The organism is Paraflavisolibacter caeni (assembly GCF_025628885.1).
Taxonomy (GTDB): Bacteria; Bacteroidota; Bacteroidia; order Chitinophagales; family Chitinophagaceae; genus Flavisolibacter; species Flavisolibacter caeni.
The window spans coordinates 1-13,613 of the sequence record NZ_JAOTIF010000037.1 but is presented as its reverse complement, the minus strand read 5'-3'; the positions used below and the strand labels follow the sequence as shown (position 1 = coordinate 13,613).

10 protein-coding genes are annotated in these 13,613 nt (G+C 43.8%); all 10 read left to right on the top strand.

Translation table 11 applies throughout. The annotated features are described in order from the left end of the window. Positions 1 to 8 precede the first annotated feature (8 nt). On the top strand, positions 9 to 1,727 hold the full coding sequence (locus OCK74_RS25785) for a RagB/SusD family nutrient uptake outer membrane protein (protein ID WP_279299998.1): 1,719 nt from the start codon (positions 9 to 11) through the stop codon (positions 1,725 to 1,727). Positions 1,728 to 1,871: 144 nt separating this feature from the next. After that, complete coding sequence (locus OCK74_RS25780; RefSeq protein ID WP_279299997.1) at positions 1,872 to 4,007, top strand: right-handed parallel beta-helix repeat-containing protein; 2,136 nt, start codon at positions 1,872 to 1,874, stop codon at positions 4,005 to 4,007. Positions 4,008 to 4,083: 76 nt separating this feature from the next. Next, the gene (locus OCK74_RS25775; protein ID WP_279299996.1) at positions 4,084 to 5,298 is read left to right on the top strand and encodes a glycoside hydrolase family 88 protein; all 1,215 of its coding nucleotides are present in this window, start codon (positions 4,084 to 4,086) and stop codon (positions 5,296 to 5,298) included. An 11-nt stretch (positions 5,299 to 5,309) separates the two neighbouring features. Further along, the gene (locus OCK74_RS25770; protein WP_279299995.1) at positions 5,310 to 6,587 is read left to right on the top strand and encodes a DUF2264 domain-containing protein; all 1,278 of its coding nucleotides are present in this window, start codon (positions 5,310 to 5,312) and stop codon (positions 6,585 to 6,587) included. Positions 6,588 to 6,679: 92 nt separating this feature from the next. Next, entirely contained in the window at positions 6,680 to 8,581 is a 1,902-nt protein-coding gene (locus OCK74_RS25765) for a glycoside hydrolase family 97 protein (protein ID WP_279299994.1), read from the top strand. A 628-nt stretch (positions 8,582 to 9,209) separates the two neighbouring features. Next, positions 9,210 to 10,124, top strand: a complete 915-nt coding sequence (locus OCK74_RS25760; protein WP_279299993.1) for an aldo/keto reductase — start codon at positions 9,210 to 9,212, stop codon at positions 10,122 to 10,124. Continuing rightward, positions 10,125 to 11,297: a mandelate racemase/muconate lactonizing enzyme family protein gene (locus OCK74_RS25755; protein ID WP_279299992.1), complete on the top strand. Its 1,173-nt coding sequence runs from the start codon at positions 10,125 to 10,127 to the stop codon at positions 11,295 to 11,297. A gap of 18 nt (positions 11,298 to 11,315) precedes the next feature. Next, positions 11,316 to 12,878, top strand: coding sequence for a sodium:solute symporter family transporter (locus tag OCK74_RS25750; protein ID WP_279299991.1), 1,563 nt, complete (start codon positions 11,316 to 11,318; stop codon positions 12,876 to 12,878). Between the two features lie 14 nt (positions 12,879 to 12,892). Continuing rightward, positions 12,893 to 13,336 (top strand): L-rhamnose mutarotase, encoded by a 444-nt coding sequence (locus tag OCK74_RS25745; RefSeq protein WP_279299990.1) that lies wholly within the window; start codon positions 12,893 to 12,895, stop codon positions 13,334 to 13,336. A gap of 56 nt (positions 13,337 to 13,392) precedes the next feature. After that, positions 13,393 to 13,613 (top strand): DUF1565 domain-containing protein (locus tag OCK74_RS25740; RefSeq protein ID WP_279299989.1); only part of this gene is annotated, 221 nt, incomplete at its 3' end.

The following is a 13,613-nucleotide window of genomic DNA, read 5'->3' as shown; positions in this document are numbered from 1 at the left end:
TTCCGTATATGAAAAAGATATTGCTTATATTAACAATTTTTGCAGGGCTTGCTTTCGTGTCCTGTAATAAAACGCTGGATGAAGTTCCAAAGGACTTCTACAGCCCAGAAAACTCTTTTGTTACTAAAGGTCAGTTTGAGTCGGCTCTGGCAGATATATACCTACGCGTACGTAATAATTTGTATGCCATAAACGATAATAGAGATAACTATTACCTAATGGGTATTGATGCAGATTTAGCAGATGGTTATGGTGGTGCAGCTTTAGGCCCTATATTTAGTTGGAATACACTTAACGCAGATAATGGCTATGCAAGCAGATTGTGGAGCCATGCATACAGGTGGATTTTTGAAGCAAATACTATTATTGATCGAGCTGATGGGCCACAGGCTCAATGGGGATCGGAAGCCGATAAAAATGCTATTGTTGCAGAGGCAAAGTTCTTAAGAGCTTTTGGTTATCACTTTTTAGCCAACATATATGGAGGAGTGCCATTGGCATTGCACGAAACCACTACTCCTAAATTGGATTATGTACGCGCATCTCAGGATTCTGTTTATTTACAATGTAAAAGCGATCTTGAGTATGCAGTACAGTACATGCCTAAAATTAATACTTTGGCGAAGGGTGGACGTGCACCTCGCGAAGCGGCTTATCACTTGTTGAGTGAAGTAAATATTTGTCTGAAAGATTATGATGGGGCTATTGCTGCTGCTTCTGCCGTAATTGATGGCGGCAATAATAACCTGATGACCACCCGTTTTGGTAAATGGACAGGGTTTAAGTTTGGTGGTTATACACACAATCAGCCTGCTGTTGCTTGGGGTGATGTATATTTTGATTTATTCCAAGATGGTAATCTCAACTATAAGGAAGGTAACAGAGAAGCCATTTGGAACATAGAACAGGATCCTAACATTATAGGAGGAGATAATACAGATGTGAATGTATCAGGTGGTTTCTTTGTTATGGAAAGATGGTGGGGAGGTGCAGCATGGGCAAATAATGATAAGAATAACGTTCTGAATTGGATAAAAGATACACTTGGTGGACGCCCGGCAGCAGGGTTGGTAGCTACTAAATATGCTGACTCGACTATCTGGAATTTCAAAGGTGATTTCAACCGTGATATTCGTAACTCACAATACAATATTCAGCGTGAATATTATTGGACAAACCCAAGTAGTGTTTTTTATGGTCAGAAAATGACAGCGGCTAACGTATCCGACCCTGCTTTGTTCATACCTCGCGGCTCGCCATCTTTCAAGAAAGTGGTGTCTGCCGTTCACTATCACAAATTTACAGATGCTCCCGGTCGTGGTCCGGATTATCACGACAATGGTCGTACATACAAAGACTGGTATATCATGCGTTTAGCAGAAACATATCTGTTAAGAGCAGAAGCTAAAATGGATAAAGGTGATTTAGTAGGTGCGGCTGCAGACATCAATGCTATTCGTAACAGAGCCCAGGCAACACCGGTAGTTGCAGGCGATGTAAACATTGATCTGATCCTTGATGAACGTGCTCGTGAATTGTACCAGGAAGAATTCCGATTGAGTACACTGATGCGTTTAGGCAAATTGCATGAATACATTATGAAATACAATAAATACGCCATTCAACAAGGTTGGAAATTGGATGCGCACATTAATAAATGGCCTATTCCGAATTCTGAAATTAGAGCCAATACCGGAGCGAAACTTACACAGAATCCCGGTTACTAATTAATGTCAGATTTCCGTTCCCTATACTAAGAAAACGCCCCCTTCACGGGGGCGTTTTACCAATTACAATCCAACCCTTACTATGCGATTCTATTAAAAGATTAGACTGTTGACCTTTCCCATTCATTCAATATTTTAAAATAGATGAACCGCCTTTTTATTCTGCTGTTATTTTTTCTTCCTTTTCATGTAATGGGACAGAATCAAAGAACCTGTTTCGTTTCAATAAACGGAAAGGATAGTAATCCCGGTACCCTAGAGAAACCTTTTGCTACACTTCAAAAAGCAAGAAGTGTTGTAAGAGAACAAAAGAAATTATATCCGGATGATGCCTTTACGATCTTCATCAGGCAAGGTTCTTACTTCTTAGCTGACGGCTTTCAGCTGGACAGCCTGGATTCCGGTACTGAAAAAGCACCTGTAACATATAGTGCTTATCAAGATGAAAAAGTCTATTTTACCGGCGGGGTTACCATACCGGTTCAAAAAGCTGTTGCAGTATCCAATGCATCCATATTATCAAGATTGTTACCGGAGGCAAGAGCAAAAGTTCTACAGGTAAATCTAAAGGCCTTAGGTATCAAAAACTATGGAAGCATCAAACCTAAAGGTTTTGGCCGTCCTTATACCAATGCAGCTATGGAGCTTTTTTGCAACAAAGAAGCAATGAAGCCAGCTCGTTGGCCCAATGACAGTTTAGTGCCTATTGGCAAAGTGCTGGATCAGGGTTCAATTCCCAGGAATGGTGATTTCTCCGGGCGGGGCGGGAAGTTTACGTATAATGTGCAAAGACCTGAATGGTGGACAAAGGCGAATGATGTGTGGATCTCAGGTTTTTTTAGATATGGATATGCTGACGATGCTGTTAAGATTGCCCGGCTGGATACTGCCAATAAAACATTCACTACTGCACAGGAAACCATGTATGGCTTTGAAGGTGGAAAAATATTTCAGCGTTGGTACGCATTTAATTTATTGGAAGAAATTGACGTGCAAGGTGAATATTATATAGATCGGGACGCCGGAATGCTTTACTTCTTACCGCCAGCAGGCGAGTTGCAATCAATTGAATTATCCATTACAGAAGCACCTTTACTGGTAATGGAAAATACCTCTTATGTGCATTTTAATAATATCAATTTCGAATGTGCAAGAGGCATGGGCGTTTATATAGAACGCGGCAAGGAAAATAAGCTGGAGCACTGCACCTTTAGTAATCTTGGCATGGTGGCTGTTTCTATTGGTAAAGGAATACATACTTCCAATGGTTTGCAGCATACAGTTACAGGCCAGCCAGCATCACGGATGATCGGGAGTTTGTACGGCCATCTTTACAGCAATACAACATTCGACAGGGAAGCTGGTACAGGACATGTGATCAGCAACTGTCAAATTTATAATGCAGGATCGGGCGGAATCATTTTGGGTGGAGGCAACAGGCTAACATTGGAGAAAGGAAACAACCAGGTTGTCAATTGCCGGATCTATAATTTCAACCGGATTGAACGTTCTTACAAGGCTGGCATTAACATCGATGGAGTAGGTAATATTATTCGCAATTGCGAAATTTATAATTGTCCCGGCAGTGCCATCTTATTGCATGGCAATGACCACCTGATTGAAAAAAATAACATCCATCATGCGGTGACAGATGGTGATGATATGGGCGCTGTTTATTATGGCAGGGACCCGAGTGAATTTGGCAATAAGGTGCGTCACAACTTCTTTCACCACCTCGGCAACGATCATGGTTACCTGGTGGCCGTTTACCACGACGATGGAGCCTGCGGAATGGAAGTCTATGGCAATGTATTTTACAAATCCGGCTCACGGGCTTCGCTCATTGGGGGTGGAAACGACAACGTGTATAGAAACAATCTGTTCATCGATTGCCAACAGGCAATTCACCTGGACAATCGTTTGCAGGGTTGGGCAAAATCATTTGTGAATCGAAACGACCTCTTTGAAAAACGACTGCAGGCCGTCAACTATCAGCAGCCGCCTTATGCCTCGGCTTATCCATCACTGACCAACTATTTCGATGACAAAGCAGGACTACCCAAGCGCAATTACATCGAGGGCAATGTGTTTATAAATACAAAAATGATCAGCGACGGCAAAGCCGAATGGTCGGATGTAGGCAAGAACCTCACCCTGTTTGGCAACCCGGGTTTTGCGGATATGGAAAAAATGAATTTTGAACTCCTGCCGGGTGCTGAAATTTTTAAGCTGATGCCTGAGTTTAAAAAAATACCTTTTCATGAAATTGGAATTCAATAAAATATAGATCGGGTGCAACAATATCAATTGCTCCGTTTAATGCTAACTTAATTTTTCGATCAATATCAAAAATTTTATGAACACAGCAAAAAACATTCGTTTCATTTTTTGTGCGATTGCCCTTACTGCCAGCTTGCTGGCTGGGGCACAGCGCATGGACAAACTGATTGCCAGGGATATGAAACTGGCTGTCAAACAGTACAAGCTGTTGGCCGCGAAGACGCCTGCTGACAGTATGCCCCGTCATTACGATCCGCGCAAGCTGGAGTGGGTAAACAGTGATACCAAATGGTGGTGCAGTGGTTTTTTCCCGGGCTCACTCTGGCTGATTTATGAATACACAAAAGACGAAGCCATTCGCAAAGAGGCCGAACAAAGACTGGCCATCCTGGAAAAGGAGAAGCACTACACCGGCAACCATGACCTCGGCTTTATGATGTATTGCAGTTTTGGCAATGCTTACCGCATCACTGGTAATCCCCTTTATAAACCCACCATTGATACGTCAGCTATGTCATTAGCTACCCGCTACCGCCCTGCAATTCAATCCATTCAATCATGGGACAGCAACGATAAATTAAAATGCCCAGTCATCATTGACAATATGATGAACCTGGAGCTGCTCTATTGGGTTGCGCAGCATGGTGGTGACAACAAACTGAAAGAAATCGCCCTTACCCATGCGAACTCTACCCTGGCCAGGCATTTCAGGCCAGACGGCAGTTCTTATCATGTATTGGACTATGATCCTGCTACCAGCCAACTCATTCGTAAACTCACCTGGCAGGGGACCGCTGACGAGTCGGCCTGGAGCAGAGGCCAGTCATGGGGGTTGTATGGCTTTACCATGATGTATCGTTTTACAAAAGATGTTCGCTACCTGGAACAGGCAAAAAAGATTGCAGGTTTCATCTTCAATCATCCCAATATGCCTGCAGACCTGGTGCCCTACTGGGATTTCAACGCCCCTGGCATTCCCAATGCATACCGTGATGCTTCATCCGCAGCCATTAATGCATCTGCGTTATTGGAACTGGCACAATATGTCGGCAAGGAAGAAAGCAACTATTACTTAAAAACAGCAGAAAAGATCATCCGTTCCCTCTCTTCGAAAACCTATTTGGCAAAGTCCGGAGCTAATGGCGGCTACCTCTTGATGCATAATGTGGGCAACCTGCCCTTCCATTCTGAAATCGACACGACACTTACTTATGCCGACTATTATTTCCTCGAAGCCTTAATACGCTACCAACAGTGGATTTTGGATAAAAAGTTTCCATATAATAGCTAATTCGGCTAATTATGATGTATACCGTAAAAAAATGGATTGCCTTATTGCTATTGACCGCATGCCTGGGATTTAGCACTTACGCGCAAAAAACAAAACATCAATCAACAGAAGCCAAAAAAGCGCTAACTGCCAGTGGCCAGCTGGACAGGGCTTTTTGGAGCAATATGTTGTATAAAATGGCTTCACCCGTTGTCTTCAACCTGGCTGCTGGCACTTTGAAACAAAATATGCCGGTGGAACAAGGAAAAGTGCCGGGCTATAGTTTTAATGCCGAAAAGGTTACTCATCTTGAAGCGGTAGGGAGAACTATGGCAGGTATAGCTCCCTGGCTGGCCCTGCCGGATGATGACAGCCAGGAGGGTAGGCAACGTAAACAATTACGTACGGCCTTGCTCAAAGGCATTAGCAATGCGGTTGATCCAGGCAGTCCTGATTACCTTAATTTCAGAACCGAGCAACAACCCCTGGTGGATGCTGCATTTATGGCGCAGGGGTTTTTAAGAGCTCCAAAAGCATTGTGGGAGCCCCTGGATAGCGTTACTAAAAAAAGAGTAATAGAAGAATTCAAGAGCCTGCGTAACCGCAGTGGTACCTACAATAACTGGCTGCTGTTTGCTGCATTGAGTGAAGCCTTTTTACTCAGTGTTGGCGAACAGGCAGATCCTGCCCGCATTGACTTCGCACTGAAAAAAATGCCCGAATGGTATGTTGGCGATGGTTGGTACAGTGATGGTCCGCAATTCAGTATGGACTATTACAACAGCTTTGTGATACAACCGATGCTGGTTGACCTGTACGCTGTATTGAAGCAGCATAACAAAGTAACGGACAGTGCATACCAGCAGGTGCTGAAAAGGATGGTACGGCATGCAGAATTCCAGGAACGGATCATAGGCGTTGATGGGAGTTTTCCACCATTTGGCCGTTCCATTACTTACCGCTCAGGCGCCTTCCAGCTCCTGGCACAAACAGCCTTGCTGGGGCAATATCCCGACCAGATTACACCTGGCCAGGTGCGTTGCGCGTTGACAGCCATGCTGCAGAAACTATTTCTTCACTGCAATAACTTTGATGCTCGTGGATGGCTGATATTGGGTTTTTGCGGTTCCCAGCCTTCTGTGGCAGATTATTACACTTCCACCGGCAGCCTGTATATGGCCACACTGGGATTCCTGTCATTGGGACTGCCTGCTACTGACCGGTTCTGGACAGATCAGCCTGCTGAATGGACTTCAAAAAAGGCATGGAGCGGTCAACCCTTTAAGAAAGATTATAAAGTTGGTTATTGATCGTCTTTCCTGCCAGGCACTGCAGGCGCGAACAATGAAAACCCATGAGTGCTTGAAATAAATCTTTAATTATAAAAATTGATGTGTTACTAATGATTTCAAAACTTTTTTTCTTCCGGCAAATGTCATTTTTGATTATGGTCAGTTTCCTGGCTTTAAAAGCCGGAGCCCAGGATAGCCTGTCAGTTTCATCACCAGATGGAAAAACTGTTTTCCAGCTTCAATTCAATGAAAAAGGAGGCTTGTCTTACCAGCTATCCTATACCGGCCAGCCTGTAATACTTAAATCTGACCTGGGTGTAGAAGGATGGCAGAACTCCTTCGTATTAAAAAGAGTAGAAAGATCACGGCATGATAGCAGTTGGAAACCTGTATATGGTGAACGGGCGCTCATCAATGACAAGTATAATGGGGCCACTTTTGTGTTGTGGCGCAATAACCAGGAAAGACAACAGATGAACCTGGAAGTGCGGGCTTACAATGAAGGCATTGGGTTCCGTTATTTTTTCACGGAATATCCTGATGGCGGTATGGATGTGAGCATAGGAAAAGAACTGACTGAATTTACACTGCCCGCTGAAACCAAAGCCTGGTTTACTGATCATGCCCAGGGCGTTTATTCCTTATTGCCTTTGCAGAACTGGCCAGGCGAAGCCGAGCGCCCTTTAACGCTTCAATTGAAAAGCGGCTTATTTGCAGTTTTGGCCGAAGCCCAGGTTGTTGATTATTGCAGGACGAAATTTATGCTGCATCCGTCAAAGGCAAATACAATAGCCACCGCTATGTACGACCGCGTTGATTTGACTACACCTTTTGCTACCCCATGGAGGGTGATCATGGTAGCCGAAAAAGCAACACAGTTACTGCAAAACAATGATATCATATTGAACCTGAACCCGCCTTGTGCAATTGAAAATACAGGATGGATAAAGCCCGGTAAAATAATGAGGGAGGTTACTTTATCTACCGCTGGCTCAAAGGAACTGGTGGATGTTGCAGTGAAAAGGCACTTGCAGTATATTCATTTTGACGCAGGCTGGTATGGATATGAATACGTCACTGCTTCAGACGCCAGTGCGGTTAACGTAGATCCAAGACGCAACCCGAAGAATGACCTGGATCTTCAGGAAGTGATCAGGTATGCAAAGCAAAGGGGCATAGGTGTGTTCCTTTATGTGAATCAAAGAGCTTTAGCTAAGCAGTTAGACCAATTGCTGCCGCTTTACCAGAAATGGGGCGTGGCTGGCTTGAAATTCGGTTTTGTGCACGTAGGCTCCCAACAATGGACAACTTGGCTGCATGATGCCGTAAAGAAATGTGCCCGGTACAATTTAATGGTGGATATTCACGATGAGTACAGGCCTACGGGTTTTAGCCGCACCTATCCCAACTTACTCACACAGGAAGGGGTGAGGGGCAATGAAGAAATGCCGGAAGCCAATAATAATGCAGCGCTGCCTTTTACAAGGTTCTTGTGTGGCGCAGCCGATTATACGGTTTGTTATTACCACCGCCCTTCATTAAAAAAGAGGCTGGCAGAAACGCAAAATGCGCGGGTATTGAAAACCACATCCATGCATCAAATGGCCTTATCTGTGGTGTATTACAGCCCGCTGCAATTTATGTATTGGTATGATAAACCGGAAGATGTGCAGGACGAACCCGAACTTGAATTTTTTGATCATGTGCCCACGGTTTGGGACGATACCAAGGTGTTGGATGGGGAGATCGGCAAATACATCACTATAGCCCGCCGTAGCGGGAAAGAGTGGTTTGTAGGCACGATTACCAACAATGACGCACGGGATACAAAAATTAATTGTTCATTTTTAACGCCGGGCAAAAAATACCAGGCTACTATTTATTATGATGATCCGGCATCTCCGGTCCGTACGCGTGTTTCCATGAAAAAAATGAATGTGAATTCCTTATCAAAATTGGATGCGAAACTGCTTCCTTCCGGGGGACAGGCTATCTGGATCAGGCCGATTTGATGTATATAATATAGAAAAATAGTGAATAAGAGTTAAGTTGATCTCATAAGTTCCAGTTCTTCTGGGCGTTCGCAAAATGAATGTTTTTTTTCGTAATCTGACGTGGCGCTGCTTTAGTATTTAAGTAATATTGCACTTGCATTTTTATAGGCCTGGAGAAAAAATGTATGCCCAGGAATTACCTGGATCACACGCCCTTCAATTACCGATAATCACATCAACAAGCTGCTTATTCCGAACGCTGAAATTCAGGTTAACAAAAGAGCAGAGTTGATCCGGAATAAAGGCTATAATTAAAGCCGGATACTCATTACCCTTTTTATTATATATACGTACGCCCCCCTCTATGGGGGCGTTTTACCAATTACGAACCTTAAACTAATTTTAAAATATGATCAGGCAGGTAGCCTTTGCAATACCACCATTCGTTTTTGCTCATCATTTGGTTCCTGGCCTTAGATGCTCATTTGCCGGCTACTGGCGGACAAGCCATATGGATCAGGCCGATTTGATGGAATTAATAATTTCTTCCATGAAAATGTCAAAATAACACAAGAAATAATCAATATGCCATAAGTCAGGGAACATAAAGTGAAATACTTTTATCTACGAAAGAATAACCTGATTTATGGTGAAACAAAGTAGTACACCAGCCTTTTTGGACAGATGCATTTTAGGTACTGTTGGGCTAGGAGGGGTTTGGCATAAGGTCGACCCGGACGAATCCATCAGTACTATTATTGCTGCGCTTGAAAATGGTATCGGAGCAATTGATACCGCTCCGGCCTATGGCAATGCCGAGGAATATGTTGGCAAGGCGCTTCGCCAATGGTCTGGCCCCCAGCCGGTGATCAGCACAAAAGTGGGGCGGTTAAAAGGGTTTGCTGCTGATGAAGGTCGTTATGACTACAGTGTTGAAGGCATGCAGAGAAGTGTAGAGCAAAGTCTGGAAACCCTGGGAGTTTCTTCCCTGGATGTTTTGTTTCTACATGATCCGTTGCATATGGCGGAAGAAAATGCCGGGCAGGTTATTGAAACCATGCTATCATTTAAAGAAAAGGGTTACGCCAAAAAAATTGGTTTGGGAGGAAATCCCCCTTCGTGGATGGCTCCTTATCTAAAACCTGAAATATTCGATGTACTGATGGAGTTCAATAAGTTGAATGCCGTAAGTACAGTTGCTTTAAATGAATACCTTCCTTTTTGCCTGGCTAACCATATCCAATATTATGCTGCCAGCCCTCTGAACATGGGGTTGTTAGGAAGTTGTTACGATGCTTTTGTAAGCAATCCGCCGGCATGGTTGGGCAAGCATTATATTGATGCGGCAGTCTCTGTAAAAGCGCTGGCAGATGCGCAGTCAATGACTTTGCCGGCACTGGCGCATAGATTCCTGTTATCCTTGCCCTATGCTTTTCAAATTGTTATCGGTGCTTCCGACAAAACGCAATTGGCTGCGACAATTGAAGCATTTCAGAACGGGCCGCTTCCAGGATTTATGGTGGGAGAAATTATGAAATACACAAACGGTAAAACGAATTAAATGAATAGAATTGACAATGAAGTCTTTAATATAACCAGCGTAGAGATCAGGGTATTAGAGCCGGTAAAAGCTGTAATCCCATTTCAGGATGCCACCATGGGGCCATTCTCTACTTTTGGACTGGCATTGATCAGAATTGAAGATGAAGATGGTAACGTAGGCGAGTCGCCTGTTTACAGTACATATACCAATATATTGGAGGCTTGCCTGCTTCCCATATTGCTGCATAGTCCCAATATTCCTTATTCCGAATTGTACCATCGCATGTATTGGTCCATACGCAATGAAGGATTCAGAGGGCCTGCTTCAGGATTACTGGGGCAGATAGATATGGCCTTGCATGATCTGGCCGCCAGGAGAGCAAAAATGCCTCTCCACCGCTATGTTGGCGCTACAAGGAATGTAGTAAAAATGTATGGCAGCGGAGGCGGTACCAATTATACTTTTAATGAATTAGAGGCTGAGGTGTCCTGCTTTTTGAATGCAGGAGTAGATTGCTACAAGATGAAAGTGGGTAAGGACTTCGGTAATAAAATGAATGAAGATGTGGAGCGGGTGAAATTTGTACGAAGCCTGCTGGGTAACAACGTAAAGCTTGCCGTGGATGCCAACCAGATATGGACCTGCGACCAGGCATTGCGCTTTATAGACCTTACTGCATCGGCAGATCTGGCTTGGTTCGAAGAGCCGGTTCATTCAGCTGCATATGAACAGATTGAGAAGTTATGTAGTCATACTACTGTAAAAATATCTTTTGGCGAATCTGAGCGTACGTCCAGGATGTTTCCTACGCTGTTGAACATCGGCGTGCAGCATTTGCAGCCTGTTCCTACACATTTAGGCAGTGTAAAGGAATGGATGGAAGTAAAGGAACTCGCAGTGAAATCGCAGGTAGACCTTTCTTCGGGCGGATATTCTTTATATACTTCCTACCTGATGGCAACAGCACCTGAGCATCACCAGGTAGAATATTTACATTCTATCATGTTTGGCTTGGAGGAATATTTTAGTGTACGCCCCGAATGGAAAAATGGCTCTTTTATACTGCCTGAAATGGAAGGTATGCCTGTTAGAGTGGATTGGGATTATTGCAAACGTGCCGGCAAAGTGGTACGTGAGCATGCCTGGGGAAATAAGAATGTGAAAAAATACCTGCCAACCGTTTCCATGTAACTATTAAAACTGATTATTGTGAACGTATCGCTTGCTACTCTGGATTATCTTGTATTGTTAATTTACCTGGTTGCCTTGTTTATCATCGGGTTTGTTTTAAGTAAGAATAAATCGCAATCTGGTTCTGATATTTTTTTGGGAGGAAGATCGCTGAAATGGTGGCAGATCGGGTTTTCCCTGTTCAGTGCAAATGCTGGTCCCATGATGTTGATCGGTTTTGCCAGCATTGGATTTTCACAAGGTGTTGTGGGCAGTAATTTCGAATGGCTTGCATGGATTTTCCTGTTATTGCTGGCCATGTTTTTTTTGCCACACTACCTCTCAACAAAGGTCACTACCATGCCGCAGTTCCTGTTGTTGCGCTTTGGCAGGCCTTCCTATAACTTTCTGGTGATATACAGCTTGTTGTCCATCCTTGTGGTCTGGTTGGGATGTGCCTTATATGCTGGCGGTTTGATCATTTCGCAGATATTTGATTGGCCTTTAATGAGTTCGGTGGTTTTAATAGGGGTCATAGCTTCCAGTTTTACGGCTATCGGTGGTTTGAAAGCGGTTGTGCGTACCGGGATATTCCAGTCATTGATTATTATTTTATCTTCTGTTATTCTAACCTACCTGGCGTTACAGAAAATTGGGGGCGTGAGCAATTTAGCAAACGCTTTGCCTGCTCATTATTGGAAATTATTTCGCCCGGCTTCTGACCCTGAATATTCCTGGATCGCTATTATAGCAGGTTACCCGGTTGTCGCCATTTTTTATTGGTGTACAGATCAGACCATAGTGCAGAAAGTACTGGCAGCAAAGAGCCTGAAAGAAGGCCAGTACGGCGCGATGTTTATTGCCGCATTAAAAATAATCATGCCGCTCATATTTATTTTTCCAGGCATCATGTGTTTTGTGTTGTATAAAGACATTGCGCAGCCCGATAATGCTTATATCACCCTGGTGAAACAATTGATGCCGCATGGCTTGCTGGGTCTTTGTATTGCAGCCCTGATCGCAGCATTGATCGACACTGTATCATCAGGTCTCAATTCATTCAGTACGGTATTTACACTGGATGTAGTAGCCCGGCTGATGCCAATGGATGAGAACGCCAAACGCAGAATGGGTAAATGGCTCACTTTGCTTGCAGCAGTGCTGGCTATTGGTATAGCATTTATATATTCTAAGTCAGGGAAAGGCTTTTTTGAACTAAGCCAGGGCCTGGTTTCAATTCTGGCGCCTCCACTTTCTGTGGTGTTCCTGGCAGGCGTCACCTGGAAGCGCGCCAATAGCATTGCCGCCGAAGTGGTGTTATATGGTGGGGGACTCCTTTGCCTGGCTGTGGGCATTTGCCATGTACTCAATTACCCTTCAAAAGAATTCTGGCCGCATTTTCTCTTATTGTCGGTTTATCTTTTTCTTGGGTTGGCTGCGGTCATGGTGGTCGTATCACTATTAACCAAACCAAATTATGAAAGGTCTTTACCCTCATTAATAGAGACCAACAGAAAGTTTGGCCATTCCTCAAAACAAGTCTGGTTGGGCTGGGGCTTGCTAGCGCTTGTAATGGCCGGTATTTATTTAGTGTTCAGTTAAAACATTACAGCAATATGAAATTATCATGGTATAATCCACTGATCGCTTTTACAGCGATCAGTTTTTTATTTGCTTCCTGCAGCCACAATAGATCTGCAGGGAAAGCTGATGTACAGCTTACGGAAAAAGTGTTTGTAGTCAATATATTGAAGAACGGGCAGAAATTAAACGAGTACCTCGAACATCATCAACACGTTTGGCCCGAAGTTGAAGCTGGATTTAAAAAAGCCGGCTACAAAAAGATTACCTTATACCGCTATGATCATTTGCTCGTTATGACGATTGTGGTACCTGCCGGAGCTGACCTGGGCCAAATGGGAAAAGTAGCAGAATCTTACGACAAGCGCTGTGCAGAATGGAATCAACTGATGAATCAATACCAGGTGGGGGTGGAAGGTACCAGTCCGGGGCAAACCTGGGTAGAGGCAAAACCATTTTATGCATTTACTAACCAATAATTAATCCGCGATACTGTTTCAACTTCATCCATTTCAACAATAACTGATAATCAACCATGAAATATCTATTTAGTACATTACTAACGATAGGCAGTTTATGCACGTTTGCACAAAACAATGTAGCCGTCAATAAACAATTGCGCTATAAAGAATACCATGTGTCGGTGAATGGAAGTGATAGTAATGATGGCTCTTTAGCCAGTCCATTGAAAACGATTACGGCTGCTTCAAACCTGGCAATGCCAGGCGATCTGGTTACTGTTCATGCCGGTATTTA